The organism is Streptomyces sp. NPDC004732 (assembly GCF_040609235.1).
GTDB lineage: Bacteria > Actinomycetota > Actinomycetes > Streptomycetales > Streptomycetaceae > Streptomyces.
Window position 1 is genome coordinate 443224 of the sequence record NZ_JBEXJR010000005.1, and the last position, 19372, is coordinate 462595.

Here is a 19372-nt window from a genome sequence, read left to right on the forward strand (position 1 = left end):
CTCGGCTCCTGGGAGGCGCAGTGTTCAACGCGATCGAGGCCCTGTTCGCGCCGGGGCGCAAGCACACCGACGACGAGCAGAAGCGGCTGGAGCTGGCCCGCGTCGACCTCGCCGACGGCGACCCCGGGCGCGGGCCGATAGACCTGACCTCCGGCAAGGTGGTCGTACGCCCACCCGTGCCGTCGCCGCGCGCCGACGAGTCCCCGAGCTCATCCCCGGAGGAGACATCCCGCCCCGGTGAGCCGGACAGCTGACCTACTTCACCCGCACCTCAAGGATCTTGTCGTCCCCCTTCTCCGGTGTGCCCCGAGAGTCCGTCTCATTGGTGACCAGCCACAGCTTGTCGCCGCCCGCCGCGAGCACCGTGCGCAGGCGGCCGTGCTCGCCCTCCAAGAACGCCTGCGGCTCCGGATCGCCCTCCACGCCCCGCACCGGAACGCGCCACAGCCGCTCGCCGCGCAGACCCGCCATCCAGACCGAGCCCTCGGCATAGGCGACACCGCTCGGTGAGGCCTCGGAGGTCTTCCACTGGGCGACCGGATCCCGGAAGCCCTCCTTGCCTTCCTTGCCCTCGACCTCCGGCCAGCCGTAGTTCCCGCCGGGCTTGATTTCGTTCAGCTCGTCCCAGGTGTCCTGGCCGAACTCCGACGCCCACAGCCGCTTCTGCTCGTCCCAGGCCAGGCCCTGCACGTTCCGGTGCCCGTACGAATAGACGGGGGAGTCGCCGAAGGGATTGCCGGGGGCGGGCTCGCCGTCCGGGGTGAGGCGGAGGATCTTGCCGCCCAGGGAGTCCTTGTCCTGCGCGAGGTCCGTGTCCCCTGTTTCCCCCGCGCCCGCGTACAGCATCTTGTCCGGGCCGAAGGCGATCCGGCCGCCGTTGTGGATCATGCCCTTCGGGATGCCCTTGAAGACCGTGTCGGGTGCGCCCAACTGCTCGCCCGAGGGCTTCTTCTCGTCGTACAGCATCCGGGCGATGCGGTTGTCGGACTCCGTCGTGAAGTACGCGTACACGAAGTGGTCCGAGGCGTACGACGGGGAGAGGGCGAGGCCCATCAGGCCGCCCTCGCCGCCGGGGGAGACGCCCGGCACCGAGCCGAGCTCGGTCTTCTTGCCCGTCTTTCCGTCGACCCGGATGATCGTCCCCTCGTCGCGCGAGGACACCAGCAGATCGCCCCCGGGCAGCGGCGCGAGGCCCCAGGGGGATTTGAGGCCCGTGGTGAGGGTGCGGGTGACCTTCGCCGAGCCCTTCTCCGGTGGGGCCTCGGCACCCGCCTTCCCCGTGGCGGACCGGCTCGGCTCGTTCCGCGTCGGCGGGCTCTCGGCGCGGTCCGGCTCATCGCCGCCGCCGGACGAGCACCCGGCCGCGAACACGAGGGCGGCAGCGGCCATCACGGCTGTAACAGCAGGTCGTTGCACGATCAGGATCCCTTCGACGCAGCGCTTCTACTGTTCATACACCGCTCGCGCCCCGCAGGTTCCCGATCCGCTCAGTCCCACGACCCCAGCGCGGGCGGCAGCGCCGCGATCTCCGCCAGGTCCCTCTCGGTGAGCCGGATCGCCGCAGCCCCGGCGTTCTCGACCGCCCACCGCTCCCGCTTGGCCCCGGGAACCGGCACCACGTGCCGCCCCTGCGCGAGGACCCAGGCCAGGGCGGCCTGCGCCGGTGTCGCCCCGTGCCGTTCCGCCACCCTGCGCAACCCCACCACCAGCGGCTGGTTGGCCGCCATCATCTCGGCGGTGAAGCGCGGATGGCGGGCCCGCAGATCATCGGGTTCGAAACCCTGGCCCGGCTTCAGCGTCCCCGTGAGGAAACCATTCCCCAACGGCATCGCCGCGAGCAGTCCGACACCGCGCGCCACGCACCACGGCAGCAGCGTGTCCAGCGCCTCCGGCGACCACACCGACAGCTCGGCCTGCACCGCGCTCACCGGAAACACCTGCTGCACCCGTTCCAGCTGCCGGATGGTCGCGTCATAACGCCCCGGTCCTGTGCGCCCCGGCGCAGGACGCCGCTGAGCGCGCGCCCCCACCGCGCACAACCCCAGCGCCCTCACCTTTCCCGCGGCCACGAGTTCGGCCATCGCGCCCCAGGTCTCCTCGATGGGGATCTCGGGGTCGGCGCGGTGCAGTTGGTAGAGATCGATGGTCTCCGTCTGGAGCCGTCGCAGCGACGCGTCGCAGGCCCGCTTCACATAGCCGGGGCGGCCGTTGGCGACGATGTGCTGCTCGCCCGCCAACAGCCCGCACTTCGTCGACACGAACGCGTCGGAGCGCCGCTCCTTCAAGACCCTGCCGATCAACAGCTCGTTGGTGAAGGGCCCGTACATGTCCGCCGTGTCGAGCAGCATCCCCCCGCCGTCGCCGCCACCCACCGCGTCCAACGCCGCGTGCAGGGTGCGCACCGACGCCTCGCCCCGCTGTCGCGAGCCGGTGTACGCCCAGCTCATCGGCATGCAGCCGAGTCCGACGGCGCCCACTTCGAGCGCCCCCGCGCCGATCGTCCTGCGCTCCACCTGGTCGTACCCTCCCGCTCCTCGTTCGGAGATCATCCAAACTATCCGCTTGCCACAGTGACCTCGACCGTTGCCCTCCCGAGGGCGGCGTACGCCGGTGCGCATTAGCCTCCAGGCCATGACGACTGACGTATGGCTTCCGTTTGAAGCGCACGACATCCCGGGACTGCCCGATGCCGCCGAGGCCGGTCTCACCTACCGTTTCTGGGACGGCGGGCCGGAGTTCCCCGCTGATCCGGCCGACTGTGCCTTCTATGTGGTGCCCTATATGAAAGCCACGGAGATCGCGGTACGTCCCTTGTCCGCGATGGCGTCCGTACGCGTCGTACAGACACTGACCGCGGGCATCGACCACGTGGAACCGGGCATCAAGTTCCTCGCACCCGGCGTGCAGTTGTGCAATGCCCGCGGTGTCCACGAGGTCAGCACCGCCGAGCTCGCGCTCACTCTCGTCCTCGCCTCGCTGCGGGGCGTCCCGCGCTTCGTCGAGGGGCAGCGGCAGGAGGAGTGGAGGTCCGGTTTCTATCCGGCTCTGGCCGACAAGTCCGTGCTCATCGTGGGATACGGATCGATCGGTTCCGCCATCGAGGACCGGCTCACCCCCTTCGAATGCGCGCGGGTGGCGCGCGTCGCGCGCTCTGCCCGTGCCACGGAGCGCGGCCCCGTGCACCCGCTCGTCGACCTGCCCTCCCTGCTGCCTCAGGCGGACGTCGTCATCCTCTCGACACCGCTCACCGAGGCCACGCGCGGACTGGCGGGCGCCGACTTCCTGGCCCGCATGAAGGACGGCGCACTGCTCGTGAACGTGGCCCGCGGGCCCGTGGTCGACACCAAGGCGCTCCTCGCCGAACTGGAGTCCGGCCGCATCACCGCCGCCCTCGACGTGACCGATCCTGAACCGCTGCCCGCAGGTCACCCCCTGTGGCACGCTCCAGGGGCACTTGTCAGCCCGCACGTGGGCGGCTCGTCCTCGGCGTTCCTGCCCCGCGCCAAGCGGTTGCTGGCCGCGCAGCTGACCGAGCACGTCGCCGGACGGCCCCTGGGCAACGTGGTGCTGACAACGGGCAGTTGATCGCCCGAGAGCAGTTTGCGTACGCTCCGCGCCTGCCCGTGCGCTCCCCGTGTCCGCACTCCCGTCCGCAGTCACGGAGCGTAGAGGGGCTATGTCCCTGAGTGACGAGTCTGGTGTATCGTCCCGACAGGGGATGCGCCGTGGACCGTTCGGCGCGGGGATGAGACATCAGACTGCGAGGGGGGCGACGGGCGATGCACGGCCTATGGGTGAACGATCCGACGCGGCGGGACCTCAGTCGGCGACTCCGGCGCACACCGACCCGCAGACGCAGGCAAGCCGGGAGCCGCACGAGCGGCCGTCGCCGCACACCACAGCGCCCCTGTCGGCCCGGTCGGCGCACGGGCCGGGCGGACACGGGGGCGACACGGACCGGGGCGGCCCGGTGAGCGCCCGCGTGACCTCCGCTCCCGTCCTCGGCGGGGGCGTGGCGGCGCTGCCGCCCAGGGTTCCGCTGGTCCGGCGCCCGCTGCCGGGAGGCCGTGGCCTCATCTCCCAGCTGGCACTCCTGCTGGTCTGCGGGGCGTATGCCGCCGGATCGGCGCTCGGCTGGGGATCCGACCGACTGGCCCTGATCATGGGCGACTTCGGACTGAGCTTCGCCGCGGCGGCCGCCGCGGTCTCCTGCTTCCGGTACTCCAGGACCCGACGAAGCCGCTTTCGACCCGCATGGCTGCTCTTCGCGCTCTCCTCCGCGATGGCAGCCGTCGGAAACGGCGTGTGGGGCTGGTACGAGGTCGTGCTCCAGCGTCCCGTGCCCAGCCCGGGCTTCGCCGACCTGTTCTTCCTGTGCTTCGCCCCGCCCGCCATCATCGGCCTGCTCGTGCTCGCCAAGCGCCCGGTGACGAGGGCGGGCTGGGGCTGTCTGGCCCTCGACTCCTGGCTGATCGGGGGCTCGCTCCTCACGCTCTCCTGGAGCCTCGCCCTCGCGCACACCGCGCAGTTCGAGGGGCAGAGCGTCGCGTTCGCCGCGCTGTCGCTCGCGTACCCGCTGCTGGACATCGCGCTGGTCAGCATGGTCCTCGCGCTGCACTTCAGACGATCGTCGGCCAACCGCACCGCGGTGAACACCGCGATCGGCGCGCTGGCCATGACCGTGATGTGCGACGCGCTGTTCACCTCGCCGCTGCTGCACGCCAGTTACCGCTCGGGCCAGATGCTCGACGCCGGCTGGTTCGCGGGCTCGCTGCTCCTTGCGTACGCCCCGTGGGCCGCACCCTGGCACGCGCGCGGCGGGCCCGGAGCGGGTCACCCGCGCGTGCAGTACGACAGCGGGCCCGAGGAGCCGACCCCCGCGACCCGTCCGATCGCCGGATCGCTGGCCGCCCTCACGCCGTATCTGGCCGCCGCCGTCTGCACGTTGGGGATCCTGTACAACGTGCTGAACGGCCGCAGTGTGGACCGCGTAGTGCTCTTCACCGCGGGCACCGTGGTGCTCGCGCTCGTGGTGCGCCAGGGCATCATGCTCCTGGACAACATCACGCTCACCCAGGAGCTGGCCCAGAAGGAGAACCACTTCAGGTCGCTGGTCCAGGGTTCGAGCGACGTCATCATGATCGCCGCGCCGAACGGCATCCTGCACTACGTGAGCCCGGCCGCCTCCGGGGTCTACGGCAGGGATGCCGAAGACCTCGTCGGTTCCGAACTCGCCTCCCTCATGCACCCCGAGGACCTCGGCCGGGTCGTCCACGAGGTCCGCAGGTTCCTCGCCGCCAACCCGGTCGAGGAGCCCACCACCCGCATCGAGTGCCGCTTCAAGTCCGGCGACGGCGACTGGCTGAACGTGGAGTCCACCGTCAACCGCCACCAAGGCGGCCTCATCTTCAACAGCAGGGACGTCACCGAACGGGTCAGGCTCCAGGCGCAGTTGCAGCACAACGCCGAGCACGACCCGCTGACCGACCTGCCGAACCGCGCCCTGTTCACCCGGCGCGTGAGCCAGGCGCTGACCGGCCGCAGGGTGACCGACCGCGGCACGGCGGTGCTCTTCATCGACCTCGACGGCTTCAAGGGCGTCAACGACACCATCGGACACCAGGCCGGTGACGAGCTCCTCATCCAGGCCGCGCGCAGACTCCAGGAGGCGGTGCGTTCGGGCGACACCGCCTCCCGGCTCGGCGGCGATGAGTTCGCGGCTCTCATCGTCGGCGACGGGACCCGGGACCAGGCCGCGAGAGAACAGCACATCTACGAGCTCGCCGACCGGCTGAGAATCACCCTGTCCCAGCCGTACGCCATCGACGGCAACGACGTGCGCGTGGCGGCGTCCATCGGCGTGGCCTTCGCCGAACCGGGCATCGGCGCGGGGGAGCTGCTCCGCAACGCCGACCTCGCGATGTACCGCGCCAAGGCCGCGGGCAAGGGCCGCGTCGAGCTGTACGCACCCCAGATGCAGGCCGACGTCGTCCGCAAGGCGGAGCTCGCGACCCGGCTGCGCGCCGCCCTGCACGACGGCGAGTTCGCGCTGCTCCACCAGCCCGTCGTCTCCCTGGACGACGGCCGGATCACGGCGGTCGCGGCCCAGGCCCGCTGGCGCTCGGCGCAGGGCATCCTCTTCACGCCCGCCGAGTTCCTGCGGGTGTCCGACTCCGGGGAGGGCCAGGACAGCCGCGCGGGCGAGCTCGGCCGCTGGATGTTCGAGGAGGCCGTGGAGCAGGCCGCCGAGCGCGGCCGGACCGGGCACGCCGTGCCCGTCGCCGTCCGGATGAGCGCGCGCCGCCTGCTGGACCGCTCCATGCCGCTGAGCTCCATCGAGGCGCTCCTGACCCGGCACGGACTGCCCTCCGGCGCACTCATCATCGAGCTCGCCGAGACCGACCCCAGGGTCTCCCTGGACGATCTGGAGCGTCGGCTCGCCGCACTGCGCAGGCTCGGCGTGCGCATCGCGCTCGACGGCTTCGGCAGCGGGTACGCGGCGATCACGGCCCTGCGCAGGCTCCCCATCGACGTACTGAAGCTGGACCGCGGCCTCATCGAGGGCGTAGTGGAGTCCGCGAGGCTGCACAAGATCACTTCAGGACTGCTGCGCATCGCGGGCGACCTGGGGCTCGTCTCCGTGGCCGACGGCGTCGACCTGCCCGAGCAGGTGGTGGCCCTGCGCGCGATGGGCTGCACGCACGGGCAGGGGATGGCGTTCGCCGGGCCGCTCGACGAGTACCGGCTGCGCAGGGCGCTCACGCTCGGCGAGTATCCGGTGCCGCACGGCCCGGCCGAGCCGGTGTTCGTCGGCGGCCGTCCCGCGTCGTACGCGGGCGGCTCCGCGGCGGCGTACGGCGGCCCCTCCGGGGCGTTCGCGGGCGGTGCCTCCGCTTATGCGGTCGGGCCTCCGGGGACGTACACAGGCGGTCCCTCCACCTATGCGCGTTCACATAATGAGACCCCCGTCCCACCTACTTGACAGGTACTGCGTGCCGGGGGGAGGGTCAATGCCATGCGCACCCGAATTCTCGTACTTGGAAAGCGCGTCGGCTGAAGCTGGGACTGACCGGTCCGAATACCGGACCCCAGCGACCGCACCCGGCGCGCTCCCCTCGCTTGCCTCACGGCACGAGGGGTTTTTTGTTGCACTGGCACCTGCCAAACCCCCGCAAACACCCCGCAAAAACCCTCAGCTTCGAGAAGAGAATGCCGATGACCGAGCAGGCCACCGGGGCCCACCATCCGCAGCCGCGGCCCCGATCCTCAGGACAGCACTCCGCCCCCGTCGAGCACGTGACGGGTGCGCAGTCCCTCATTCGTTCTCTCGAGGAAGTCGGGGCCGACACGGTGTTCGGCATTCCGGGCGGCGCCATCCTCCCCGCGTACGACCCGATGATGGACTCCACCCGGGTGCGGCACGTCCTGGTCCGGCACGAGCAGGGCGCGGGCCACGCCGCCACCGGTTACGCGCAGGCCACCGGCAAGGTCGGCGTCTGCATGGCGACGAGCGGCCCCGGCGCCACCAACCTGGTCACCCCGATCGCCGACGCCCACATGGACTCCGTCCCGATGGTGGCGATCACCGGCCAGGTGGCCTCCAAGGCCATCGGCACGGACGCCTTCCAGGAGGCGGACATCGTCGGCATCACGATGCCGATCACCAAGCACAACTTCCTGGTCACCAAGGCCGAGGACATCCCGCGGACGATCGCGGAGGCCTTCCACATCGCCTCCACCGGCCGTCCGGGCCCGGTCCTCGTGGACATCGCGAAGGACGCGCTGCAGGCGCAGACGACGTTCTCCTGGCCGCCGCAGCAGGACCTGCCCGGCTACCGCCCGGTGACCAAGCCGCACGCCAAGCAGATCCGCGAGGCCGCCAAGCTCATCACCGCGGCCAAGCGCCCGGTCCTCTACGTCGGCGGCGGCGTCCTGAAAGCCCACGCCACCGCCGAGCTGAAGGTCCTGGCAGAGCTCACCGGAGCGCCCGTCACCACCACACTGATGGCGCTCGGCGCATTCCCCGACAGCCACCCGCTGCACGTGGGAATGCCGGGCATGCACGGTGCGGTCACCGCCGTCACCGCGCTGCAGAAGGCCGACCTGATCGTCGCCCTCGGAGCCCGTTTCGACGACCGCGTCACCGGCAAACTGGACAGCTTCGCCCCGTACGCGAAGATCGTGCACGCCGACATCGACCCGGCCGAGATCGGCAAGAACCGCGTCGCCGACGTGCCGATCGTCGGTGACGCCCGCGAGGTCATCGCCGACCTCGTCCAGGCCGTCCAGGCCGAGCACACCGAGGGCCACACGGGTGACTACGCCGCCTGGTGGACCGACCTCAACCGCTGGCGCGACACCTACCCCCTGGGCTACACCCAGCCCGAGGACGGCTCGCTCTCCCCGCAGCACGTCATCGAGCGGGTCGGGCAGCTCGCCCCGGAGGGCACGATCTTCGCGGCGGGCGTCGGCCAGCACCAGATGTGGGCCGCGCACTTCATCGAGTACGAGAAGCCCGCCACCTGGCTCAACTCCGGCGGCGCGGGAACGATGGGCTACGCGGTCCCGGCCGCGATGGGCGCCAAGGCCGGACGGCCCGACCGCACGGTCTGGGCGATCGACGGCGACGGCTGCTTCCAGATGACCAATCAGGAGCTCACCACCTGCGCCCTGAACAACATCCCGATCAAGGTCGCCATCATCAACAACGGCGCCCTCGGGATGGTCCGCCAGTGGCAGACGCTGTTCTACAACCAGCGCTACTCCAACACCGTGCTGCACAGCGGTCCCGAGGACATCGGCCCCAACAAGGGCACCCGCGTCCCGGACTTCGTGAAGCTGTCGGAGGCCATGGGCTGCGTGGCGCTGCGCTGCGAGCGCCCCGAGGACCTGGACAAGGTCATCGCCGAGGCCAACGCCATCAACGACCGGCCCGTCGTCGTCGACTTCATCGTCCACGAGGACGCCCAGGTCTGGCCGATGGTGGCCGCAGGCACCTCGAACGACGAGGTCATGGCCGCCCGGGGCGTCCGCCCCGACTTCGGCGACAACGAAGACGACTGAGACCGAGAGCGAAAGAGAGACCAAGAGTCATGTCCACCAAGCACACGCTCTCCGTCCTGGTCGAGAACACCCCCGGCATCCTCGCCCGGATCGCCGCACTGTTCTCCCGCCGCGGCTTCAACATCGACTCGCTCGCCGTGGGCGTCACCGAGCACCCCGACATCTCGCGCATCACCATCGTCGTGAACGTCGAGGACCTGCCGCTCGAACAGGTCACGAAGCAGCTCAACAAGCTCGTCAACGTCCTGAAGATCGTCGAACTGGAGCCGGGCGCCGCGGTGGCCCGCGAGCTCGTCCTCGCGAAGGTCCGAGCGGACAACGAGACCCGCTCCCAGATCGTCGAGATCGTCCAGCTGTTCCGCGCCAAGACCGTGGACGTCTCCCCGGAGGCCGTCACCATCGAGGCGACCGGCAGCAGCGACAAGCTGGAGGCCATGCTCAAGATGCTGGAGCCGTTCGGCATCAAGGAGCTCGTCCAGTCCGGCACGATCGCCATCGGCCGGGGCTCCCGCTCCATCACGGACCGCAGCCTGCGGGCCCTCGACCGGACCGCATAGCGACAACCGGCCCGCATAGCGAGACCGGCAGACTTCCCTTCCCCCGCCCGCCGTACGGTGGGACGCAACACCAGCACACATAGGAGATTCCCAGTGGCCGAGCTGTTCTACGACGACGATGCCGACCTGTCCATCATCCAGGGCCGCAAGGTCGCGGTCATCGGTTACGGCAGCCAGGGCCACGCCCACGCGCTGTCGCTCCGTGACTCGGGTGTCGACGTCCGCGTCGGTCTGCACGAGGGCTCCAAGTCCAAGGCGAAGGCCGAGGAGCAGGGCCTGCGCGTGGTCACCCCGTCCGAGGCGGCGGCCGAGGCCGACGTCATCATGATCCTGGTGCCGGACCCGATCCAGGCCCAGGTCTACGAGGAGTCCATCAAGGACAACCTCAAGGACGGCGACGCGCTGTTCTTTGGCCACGGCCTGAACATCCGCTTCGGCTTCATCAAGGCCCCCGAGGGCGTCGACGTCTGCATGGTCGCCCCGAAGGGCCCGGGCCACCTGGTCCGCCGCCAGTACGAGGAGGGCCGCGGCGTTCCGTGTATCGCGGCCGTCGAGCAGGACGCGACCGGCAAGGGCTTCGCGCTGGCGCTCTCGTACGCCAAGGGCATCGGCGGCACGCGTGCGGGCGTCATCAAGACGACCTTCACCGAGGAGACCGAGACCGACCTGTTCGGCGAGCAGGCCGTGCTCTGCGGTGGCACCGCGGCGCTGGTCAAGGCGGGCTTCGAGACGCTGACCGAGGCGGGTTACCAGCCGGAGATCGCGTACTTCGAGTGCCTCCACGAGCTGAAGCTCATCGTCGACCTCATGTACGAGGGCGGCCTGGAGAAGATGCGCTGGTCGATCTCCGAGACCGCCGAGTGGGGCGACTACGTCACCGGCCCGCGCATCATCACGGACGCCACCAAGGCCGAGATGAAGAAGGTCCTCACCGAGATCCAGGACGGCACCTTCGCCAAGAACTGGATGGACGAGTACCACGGCGGTCTGAAGAAGTACAACGAGTACAAGACCCAGGACGAGAACCACCTCCTGGAGACCACGGGCAAGGAGCTGCGCAAGCTCATGAGCTGGGTCAACGACGACGACGCGTAAGTCGGGAGGACAAGGGTCGGGGCAGCTGCCCCGACCCTTGTCCAACGTGTCCAGCCACGGACGAGTGATCCTTCCATCGAGGCGCACGACGACCTCCGCGGCGCCACTACACTTCTGTTCAACATTCGCGTCGGGCCCACAGCGTCGTGCGTCTTCCACGCGGCTAAGCGACTCCGCCTGCGGCCGTCGGGACGGCCGTCCGCAAGGGACTTGTGAGGACTCACGTGAGCACTGCTGCCACCGGCAAACCCGTCGTACTCATCGCTGAAGAGCTGTCGCCCGCCACCGTCGACGCTCTGGGCCCGGACTTCGAGATCCGCCAGTGCAACGGCGGGGACCGTGCCGAGCTGCTGCCCGCGATCGCCGACGTCGACGCGATCCTGGTGCGCTCCGCGACCAAGGTCGACGCCGAGGCCATCGCCGCCGCCAAGAAGCTGAAGGTCGTCGCCCGCGCGGGCGTCGGTCTGGACAACGTCGACGTGTCCGCCGCCACCAAGGCAGGCGTGATGGTCGTGAACGCCCCGACCTCGAACATCGTCACGGCCGCCGAGCTCGCCTGCGGCCTGCTCCTGGCCACCGCGCGCAACATCCCCCAGGCCAACACCGCCCTGAAGAACAGCGAGTGGAAGCGCTCCAAGTACACGGGCGTCGAGCTGGCCGAGAAGACCCTCGGCGTCGTCGGCCTCGGCCGTATCGGTGCCCTCGTCGCCCAGCGCATGAGCGCCTTCGGCATGAAGGTCGTGGCCTACGATCCGTATGTGCAGCCCGCGCGCGCCGCCCAGATGGGTGTGAAGGTGCTGTCCCTCGACGAGCTGCTCGAGGTCTCGGACTTCATCACCGTGCACCTCCCCAAGACGCCGGAGACCCTCGGTCTCATCGGCGACGAGGCGTTGCACAAGGTCAAGCCGACCGTCCGCATCGTGAACGCCGCGCGCGGCGGGATCGTCGACGAGGAGGCGCTGCACTCCGCCCTCAAGGAGGGCCGCGTCGCGGGCGCCGGTCTGGATGTGTACGCGAAGGAGCCCTGCACGGACTCCCCGCTCTTTCAGTTCGACCAGGTCGTCTGCACCCCGCACCTCGGCGCCTCCACGGACGAGGCGCAGGAGAAGGCGGGCATCGCCGTCGCCAAGTCGGTGCGCCTCGCCCTCGCCGGTGAGCTCGTGCCGGACGCGGTGAACGTGCAGGGCGGCGTCATCGCCGAGGACGTCCGTCCCGGCCTGCCGCTCGCCGAGAAGCTCGGCCGGATCTTCACCGCGCTCGCCCAGGAGGTCGCGGCCCGCCTCGACGTCGAGGTGTACGGCGAGATCACCCAGCACGACGTGAAGGTGCTCGAACTGTCCGCGCTGAAGGGCGTGTTCGAGGACGTCGTCGACGAGACCGTGTCGTACGTGAACGCGCCGCTGTTCGCCCAGGAGCGCGGCGTCGAGGTCCGCCTCACCACGAGCTCCGAGTCGCCGGACCACCGCAACGTGGTCACCGTGCGCGGCACGCTCTCCGGCGGCGAGGAGATCGCGGTCTCCGGCACGCTGGCCGGGCCCAAGCACCTCCAGAAGATCGTCTCCATCGGTGAGTACGACGTGGACCTGGCGCTCGCCGACCACATGGTCGTCCTGCGCTACGCCGACCGTCCGGGCGTCGTCGGCACGGTCGGCCGTGTCCTCGGCGAGGCGGGCATCAACATCGCGGGCATGCAGGTCGCTCGTGCTGACGTGGGCGGGGAGGCGCTGGCCGTTCTCACCGTGGACGACACGGTGTCGCAGGCCGTGCTGAACGAGCTCTCCGAGGAGATCGGTGCGGAGTCCGCGCGTGCGGTCGACCTCACCGACTAGTACTCCGCGGCTCCGGTTGCCGTAGATCACCGGCTTCGCCGAGTTCGTCCTCAAACGCCGGACGGGCTTGAACACCAAGCGCCGGACGGGCTGGATACTCCAGCCCGTCCGGCGCTCGTGCGTGTGGGACCCCTACGCCGGCACGCGCTCGGAATCGGCCGCCTCGGGCGCCTCTTCCCGTACCCGCACCCTGCGCAGCGCCACCGCCGCCAGCCCCGCCGCCGCGAGCAGCAGGACCGCTCCCGTCACGGCCGCGGCGTGCATGCCGGTGGTGAAGGCCTCCCTGGCCGTGGCCAGGAGGGCGTCGCCCGTGCGGGTGGGGAGGTGGGAGGCCGTCGCCACCGCGCCCGCCAGGGTCTCGCGGGCCTCGGCCGGAGCCGTGTCCGGGATCCGGTTCTGGTAGATCGTGTTGCCGATGGAGCCGAGCAGCGCCATGCCCATCGCGCCGCCGAACTCCTGCCCCGTCTCCAGGAGCGAGGCCGCCGTGCCCGCCTTCTCCGCCGGGGCCGCGCCGAGCGCCAGGTCGGTGAGTTGCGAGCCGACGATGACCGCGCCGCAGGCCAGCACGCCCGCCCCGGCGAGCACGAGCCAGAGCGATGACGTGCTGGTCAGGGCGAGCAGGCCGAAGCCGCAGGCGGAGACGGCGAAGCCGGTGGCGACGACGTGGGCGCGGTCCATGCCGCGCTGCACGAGCGCCGTGGCGACGGGGGCGGCGAAACCGATGAGGACCGAGGGCAGCAGCGCCCACAGCGCGGCCTCCATCGCGCTCTTGCCGAGCACGGACTGCAGATACTGCGTGGTGAAGTACGCCGAACCCATCATCGCCAGCGAGGAGATGAGGTTCAGCGAGACGGCGGCGCCGAAGGCGCGGCCGCGGCCGCGGAACAGGTCCGGCGAGATCATCGGTGACGCGGCGGTGCGCTGGCGGAGCACGAAGAGGGCGGCGAAGACGAGGCCGACGGCGACGGACGCGACATAGGGGAGTTCGACGCCCTCGGACGGCATCTCCTTGAGGCCCCACACGAGCGGCAGCACGGCGGCCATCGACAGCGGCACGCTCAGCAGGTCGAAGCGGCCGGGGCGCGGGTCCCTGGACTCCGGGATCAGCAGCGGCGCGAGGACCAGGAGCAGCACCATCGCGGGCAGGTTGACCAGGAAGACCGAGCCCCACCAGAAGTATTCGACGAGGACGCCGCTGAGCACCGAGCCGAGGGCGATTCCGGCCACGAGCACGCCCTGCCAGATGCCGATCGCCTTCGCCCGCTGTCCGGCGTCGCGGAACAGGGTGCGCACGAGCGCCAGCGTGGACGGCATCAGGGTCGCGCCGCCGATGCCGAGGACCGCGCGGGCCGCGATGAGGGTTTCCGCGCTGTTCGCGTACGCGGCGACGAGCGATGCGGCGCCGAAGGCGGTGGCGCCGAGCAGGAGCAGCCTGCGGCGGCCGATGCGGTCGCCCACCGAGCCCATCGTCATCAGCAGTCCGGCGAGGACGAAGGCGTAGATGTCGAAGATCCACAGCTGTTGGGTGCCGCTGGGCTTCAGGTCCGCGGTGATCTCCGGGATCGCGAAGTAGAGGACGGAGACGTCCATCGAGACCAGGAGCAGCGGGAGCATCAGGACGGCGAAGGCGGTCCATTCCTTGCGGGTGGCGCGCGGGTTCGTCTGCATGGCGAGGACTGTACGGGCGTCTTATACGGTTGTCTAGTACGGACGTGTAGGACGTGCGTATGGGGTCGGCGTAAGGTGCCTCGCATGGGACACCGTGAAGATCTGCTCGAAGGCGCCAAGCGCTGTCTGCTGGCGAAGGGGTTCGTGCGTACGACGGCCCGCGACATCGTCAAGGAGTCGGGGACGAACCTCGGGTCCATCGGCTACCACTACGGGTCCAAGGACGCGCTGCTGGTGGAGGCGTACATCGCACTCGTCGAGCCGCTGGGGACCGACTTCGAGGGGGTGCGGACCGAAGCGGACGCCGACGAGGGCGGCATGGAGCGCTTCGCGCGGGTGTGGGGCAACATCATCCGCTCGGTGCCCGAGATGCGGCCCATCTGGATGATGACGCTGGAGGTCATCACGCAGGGCGAACGCCTCGCGGGCATCCGGGAGTTGCTGATCGACGCCCAGAAGGAGGGGACCGCCGGTCTCGCGGCGCTGTTCACCGGCATCGAGGAGAGCGAGCTCCCCGAGGACCTCGTGGAGAGCGAGGGCCGCTTCTACACCACGCTCCTCAACGGCCTGATGGTGCAGTGGCTCTTCGACCCGGACTCCGCGACGACCGCCGAGCAACTCACCGAGGGGCTGCGGCGCGTGATGGACCGGGCGGCCAAGAACGGCTGAGGCCGGCCCGCGGTACGGACCGGCCTCAGGGCAGTGGTGGTTACTACCACTTGATGCAGGCGGCGGGGACCCAGCCGCGCTTGTTGCTGCTGTACGGGCCGCCGTACAGCCACTTGTTGCTCTTCTTGCCGCACAGGTTGTACGACCCACCCTTGAAGGACTTGCCGTCGTTGCAGAGGCCGCCCTTCTTCTTCTTGTTCCACTGGCCGACGGCGGTCGCCCCGGTCTTGGCGTGGGTGCGGATCTTTACGGTCTCCTTGGCGGGGACGTTGGTGATGACGCGGGAACAGTCCTTGTTCGACGCGGCGACGGCGGTGCCGCTCGTGGCGACGGTGGTGCCGACGAGCGCGAGGGCGGAGAAGGCGACCGCGGGGGCCAATACCCTGAACTTCATAAGGTGTTCGTTCTCCCATGGGTGGGGGGACGGATGTTCGGACGACGAGAACCGTACCGCCCCACGATCATGGCCGTAATCGTTCGTTGCCCGGCCCTTACAGTCGTGACGACTTCAGGACCATGTGCAGCAGCAGCCGGTCCTCGCCGTCGTCCAGATCGAGGCCGGTGAGCTGCTCCACGCGCGACAGCCGGTAGTAGAGCGTCTGGCGGTGGATGCCCAACTCGGCCGCCGCGCGGCCCGCCTGGCCCGCGCAGTCGAGGAACACCTCGGCGGTGCGGGCCAGTTCGCGGTGGGCGGGGGCGAGGAGCTGTCTGCCCACGGGGTCGTGCGCCGCCTCCGGGGGCAGGGTGGTCAGCAGCCGGTAGGGGCCCACGTCCGACCACTGTGCCACCGGGCCGAAGCGCCGCTCGGCGAGCGCCGCGCGCGCCGCCCCCGACGCCTCCCACCAGGCCGCGCCCAGGTCCTCCAGGCCGTGCCGGGCACCCGCGATACCGGCCGCCGCACCCGGCGCCGCGTCCAGCAGGCGCGACGCCGCCGTGTGTGCGGGCGCCAGCGCGTCGGCCGAGCGCAGCCGCACCAGCGCCGCCAGGGACTGCGCGGTCGTGCCCCACGGCACCGTGCACACCGCCGTCGCGCCCGGCACCGTACGGGCCGCCGGGGCGTCGTCCGGGTCCGCGGAGCGCCAGGGGGCCACGCACACCACGGCGTGCAGGCCGTCGCCGCGCGAGCCGAGGGCCGTGCGCAGGGCCGCCACCGCCATGTCGCGCTGCCAGCCGCGCTCGGCCGTCAGGACCGCCCGGAACTCCCGGGTCAGGTCGGCGCCCGCCTGCGCCTCGTCGGCGAGCAGCGCGCCGATCCGGGTGGCCACCTCCATGGCGGCGGTCAGCTGCTGCTCGCTCGGTCCCGGGTCGCCGTCGAGCAGCCACACGTACCCGAGGGCGAAGCCCCGGTGGCGCACGGGCAGGCAGATGCGGCCGCGGTGGACGCCCGCCTCCGGGGTGGGCGGGATGCGGACCGGGGCCGTGGCGCGCGTGATGCCGAAGCTCTCAAACCAGGAGCGGACCTCGGAGGTGGACCGGCGGGTCAGGATCGACCGGGTCCTGACCGGGTCGAGGACGGTCGCGTCGAAGCCGCTGTCGCCCCCGCCGTCGTGCGCGCCGAAGGCGATCAGCTCGAAATCCCGGTTCTCCAGGGTCGCGGGGGCGCCGAGCAGCGCCGAGATCTCATCGACCAGTTCTTGGTAATCGCCCTTCATGACCCCATTCTCGCGCGGCCCTGGACATTCTTCAGACATTTGTCTGAGATCCAGGGCACGGATGCGTGACAGCTGTCGATGGCTCCTGTTCGGGTGGATCCTTAAATTTCACGGTGGTTCTCCGTGCCGTACCGCCGTATTCCCTCCGCATAGGGCTATGTCGGTATGGCCCCCGATTTCGTACACCCGTGGAGGTGCCCCGTGCTGGGTCCCGTGATCCTCGCCGCGTCCCGCAGCGACAAGATGCGCCGTTTCGTCTCGGCGGCCCCCGGCACCAAGCAGGTCGTCGCCCGGTTCATCGCCGGTGAGGGGGTCGACCAGGTCGTCCCGATCGTCGCCGACGCCGCCGACAAGGGCCTGGAGGTCACCCTCGACGTGGTGGGCGAGGACATCACCACCGTCGAGCAGTCCCACGCGGCCCGCGACGCCTACCTGGAGCTCATCGAGCGCCTGAAGGACCTCGGGCTCGGGACCAAGGCCGAGATGTCCGTGAAGCTGTCGATGTTCGGCCAGGCCCTTGAGGGCGGCCACGAGCTCGCGCTGAGCAATGTGCGCCCCGTCGTCGAGGCCGCCGCGGCCATCGGCACCACGGTCACCCTGGACGCCGAGGACCACACCACCCTCGACTCGATGTTCGCCATCCACGAGGAGCTGCGGAAGGACTTCCCGCAGACCGGCTGCGTCATCCAGTCCTACCTCTTCCGCACCGAGGACGACGCCCGCCGCCTGGCCGCCGCGGGCAGCCGCGTACGCATCGTGAAGGGCGCCTACAAGGAGCCCGCCGAGGTCGCGTTCCAGGACAAGGCGGAGATCGACAAGGCGTACGTCCGGATCGTGCGCATCCTGATGGAGGGCGACGGGTACCCGATGATCGGGTCCCACGACCCGCGCCTGATCTCCATCGCGCAGGAGCTCGCGCGGCGCGCGGGGCGCAAACTGGACGAGTACGAATTCCAGATGCTCTACGGCATCCGCAGCGACGAGCACCTGCGGCTCGCCGCGGAGGGCCACCGGATGCGGGTGTACACCGCCTACGGCACCGACTGGTACGGCTACTTCATGCGCCGTCTCGCGGAGAAGCCGGCGAACCTCCTCTTCTTCGGCCGCTCCATCCTCACCAAGGGCTGAGCTCCCTTCCCCCGACCCCCCTTAAGGAGATACGGAACTCATGGACGCTGTGACCCAGGTCCCCGCGCCGGTCAACGAGCCGGTGCACGGCTACGCACCCGGTTCCCCGGAGCGTGCCCGCCTCGAGACCAAGCTCAAGGAACTCTCCGAGAACCCCATCGAGCTGCCGATGACCATCGGCGGCGTCAAGCGCCTCGGTGGCGGCGAGCCCTTCCAGGTCGTGCAGCCGCACAACCACAAGGCCGTCATCGGCACCGGCCGCGGCGCCACCGAGCAGGACGCCCAGGACGCGGTCGACGCCGCCCTGGCCGCCGCCCCCGCGTGGCGCGCGATGTCCTTCGACGACCGTGCCGCGATCATCCTGCGCGCCGCCGAGCTGCTCTCCACGACGTGGCGCGAGACGCTGGCCGCCTCCACGATGCTCGGCCAGTCGAAGACCGCCCAGCAGGCCGAGATCGACACTCCCTGTGAGCTCGTCGACTTCTGGCGCTTCAACGTGAAGTACGCCCGTGACCTGCTCGCCGAGCAGCCCCCGGCGAACTCCACCGGCGTCTGGAACCGTCTGGACCACCGCCCGCTCGAGGGCTTCGTCTACGCGATCACGCCGTTCAACTTCACCGCCATCGCGGGCAACCTGCCGACCGCCCCGGCCCTGATGGGCAACGTGGTCGTGTGGAAGCCGTCCCCGACGCAGACGCACGCCGCCGTGCTGCTCATGCAGCTCCTGGAGGAGGCGGGCCTGCCCAAGGGCGTCATCAACCTCGTCACCGGTGACGGCATCGCGGTCTCCGAGGTCGCCCTGCACCACCGTGACCTCGCGGGCATCCACTTCACCGGCTCGACCCCGACCTTCCAGCACCTGTGGAAGACGGTCGGCGAGAACATCGCGAAGTACCGCACCTACCCGCGCCTGGTCGGCGAGACCGGCGGCAAGGACTTCGTCGTCGCGCACCCGAGCGCCGACCGCGCGATCCTGAAGACCGCGCTGACCCGCGGCTCCTTCGAGTTCCAGGGCCAGAAGTGCTCCGCGACCTCGCGCGCCTACGTCCCGGCCTCCATCTGGAACTCCGGGTTCAAGGAGGAGTTCGCGGCCGAGGTCGACGGCATCAAGATGGGTGACGTCACCGACCTGTCGAACTTCATCGGCGCCGTCATCGACGAGCGCGCGTTCGCCAAGAACAAGGCGGCCATCGACCGCGCCAAGGCCGACGACTCCTGCACGATCGTCGCGGGCGGCACCTACGACGACTCGGTCGGCTACTTCGTGCGCCCGACCGTCGTCGAGTGCACCGACCCGGCCAACGAGGTCTTCTCGACGGAGTACTTCGGCCCGTTCCTCGCCGTGCACGTCTATGAGGACGACAAGTACGACGAGATGCTGACCCAGATGGAGTCGGCGTCGGACTACGCGCTCACCGGCTCGGTCATCTCCGGTGACCGCGCCGCCGCCGCGTACACGATGGAGAAGCTCCGCTACGCCGCGGGCAACTTCTACATCAACGACAAGTCGACCGGCGCCGTCGTCGGCCAGCAGCCCTTCGGCGGCGGCCGCGCCTCCGGCACCAACGACAAGGCCGGTGCCCCGCAGAACCTCCAGCGGTGGACGCTGACCCGCGCCATCAAGGAGACGCTGGTCCCGCCGACCGAGTACGGCTACCCGCACATGGGCTGACGCCCCCCAGGGCCGCACGGCCCTCCTGAACCCCGCCTC

15 protein-coding genes are annotated in these 19372 nt (G+C 70.3%); 10 read left to right on the forward strand and 5 right to left on the reverse strand.

What is annotated here, in order from left to right; all coding sequences use genetic code 11:
* Positions 1 to 20 precede the first annotated feature (20 nt).
* The gene (locus tag ABZV77_RS17420; RefSeq protein ID WP_356256971.1) at positions 21 to 254 is read left to right on the forward strand and encodes a DUF6191 domain-containing protein; all 234 of its coding nucleotides are present in this window, start codon (positions 21 to 23) and stop codon (positions 252 to 254) included.
* A gap of 1 nt (position 255) precedes the next feature.
* On the opposite strand, the gene ABZV77_RS17425 is transcribed toward ABZV77_RS17420, so the two are convergent.
* Both ABZV77_RS17425 and ABZV77_RS17430 read right to left on the reverse strand, forming a co-directional pair.
* Entirely contained in the window at positions 256 to 1389 is a 1134-nt protein-coding gene (locus ABZV77_RS17425; protein WP_356256974.1) for a PQQ-dependent sugar dehydrogenase, read from the reverse strand.
* Positions 1390 to 1487: 98 nt separating this feature from the next.
* Positions 1488 to 2513, reverse strand: coding sequence for an aldo/keto reductase (locus ABZV77_RS17430; protein WP_356257649.1), 1026 nt, complete (start codon positions 2511 to 2513; stop codon positions 1488 to 1490).
* A 118-nt stretch (positions 2514 to 2631) separates the two neighbouring features.
* On the opposite strand from ABZV77_RS17430, the gene ABZV77_RS17435 reads away from it, so the two are divergent.
* The 6 genes from ABZV77_RS17435 (at position 2632) to serA (ending at position 12544) form a co-directional block, all read left to right on the forward strand.
* Positions 2632 to 3585: a 2-hydroxyacid dehydrogenase gene (locus tag ABZV77_RS17435; protein WP_356256977.1), complete on the forward strand. Its 954-nt coding sequence runs from the start codon at positions 2632 to 2634 to the stop codon at positions 3583 to 3585.
* A gap of 205 nt (positions 3586 to 3790) precedes the next feature.
* Positions 3791 to 6982, forward strand: coding sequence for an EAL domain-containing protein (locus ABZV77_RS17440; protein WP_356256980.1), 3192 nt, complete (start codon positions 3791 to 3793; stop codon positions 6980 to 6982).
* A 233-nt stretch (positions 6983 to 7215) separates the two neighbouring features.
* A complete protein-coding gene (locus tag ABZV77_RS17445; RefSeq protein ID WP_356256983.1) occupies positions 7216 to 9063 on the forward strand; it encodes an acetolactate synthase large subunit in 1848 nt (615 codons plus the stop codon).
* A gap of 29 nt (positions 9064 to 9092) precedes the next feature.
* Positions 9093 to 9620: an acetolactate synthase small subunit gene (ilvN, locus tag ABZV77_RS17450; RefSeq protein WP_055700890.1), complete on the forward strand. Its 528-nt coding sequence runs from the start codon at positions 9093 to 9095 to the stop codon at positions 9618 to 9620.
* 93 nt (positions 9621 to 9713) lie between these two features.
* The gene (ilvC, locus tag ABZV77_RS17455) at positions 9714 to 10715 is read left to right on the forward strand and encodes a ketol-acid reductoisomerase (RefSeq protein ID WP_356256987.1); all 1002 of its coding nucleotides are present in this window, start codon (positions 9714 to 9716) and stop codon (positions 10713 to 10715) included.
* Positions 10716 to 10939: 224 nt separating this feature from the next.
* Positions 10940 to 12544 (forward strand): phosphoglycerate dehydrogenase, encoded by a 1605-nt coding sequence (serA, locus tag ABZV77_RS17460; RefSeq protein WP_356256990.1) that lies wholly within the window; start codon positions 10940 to 10942, stop codon positions 12542 to 12544.
* Between the two features lie 132 nt (positions 12545 to 12676).
* On the opposite strand, the gene ABZV77_RS17465 is transcribed toward serA, so the two are convergent.
* Positions 12677 to 14212, reverse strand: a complete 1536-nt coding sequence (locus ABZV77_RS17465) for an MFS transporter (protein WP_356256993.1) — start codon at positions 14210 to 14212, stop codon at positions 12677 to 12679.
* A gap of 84 nt (positions 14213 to 14296) precedes the next feature.
* On the opposite strand from ABZV77_RS17465, the gene ABZV77_RS17470 reads away from it, so the two are divergent.
* Entirely contained in the window at positions 14297 to 14881 is a 585-nt protein-coding gene (locus ABZV77_RS17470) for a TetR/AcrR family transcriptional regulator (RefSeq protein ID WP_356256996.1), read from the forward strand.
* A gap of 43 nt (positions 14882 to 14924) precedes the next feature.
* On the opposite strand, the gene ABZV77_RS17475 is transcribed toward ABZV77_RS17470, so the two are convergent.
* Positions 14925 to 15275 (reverse strand): hypothetical protein, encoded by a 351-nt coding sequence (locus ABZV77_RS17475; protein ID WP_356256999.1) that lies wholly within the window; start codon positions 15273 to 15275, stop codon positions 14925 to 14927.
* Between the two features lie 97 nt (positions 15276 to 15372).
* Positions 15373 to 16533 carry a helix-turn-helix domain-containing protein gene (locus ABZV77_RS17480; protein WP_356257002.1) on the reverse strand — a complete coding sequence of 387 codons (1161 nt, stop codon included), beginning with the start codon at positions 16531 to 16533 and terminating at the stop codon, positions 15373 to 15375.
* Between the two features lie 201 nt (positions 16534 to 16734).
* Here ABZV77_RS17480 and ABZV77_RS17485 point away from each other — a divergent pair, with 201 nt between their 5' ends.
* Both ABZV77_RS17485 and pruA read left to right on the forward strand, forming a co-directional pair.
* Complete coding sequence (locus tag ABZV77_RS17485; RefSeq protein WP_356257005.1) at positions 16735 to 17661, forward strand: proline dehydrogenase family protein; 927 nt, start codon at positions 16735 to 16737, stop codon at positions 17659 to 17661.
* Between the two features lie 40 nt (positions 17662 to 17701).
* Positions 17702 to 19333: an L-glutamate gamma-semialdehyde dehydrogenase gene (pruA, locus tag ABZV77_RS17490; RefSeq protein ID WP_356257008.1), complete on the forward strand. Its 1632-nt coding sequence runs from the start codon at positions 17702 to 17704 to the stop codon at positions 19331 to 19333.
* Positions 19334 to 19372 lie beyond the last annotated feature (39 nt).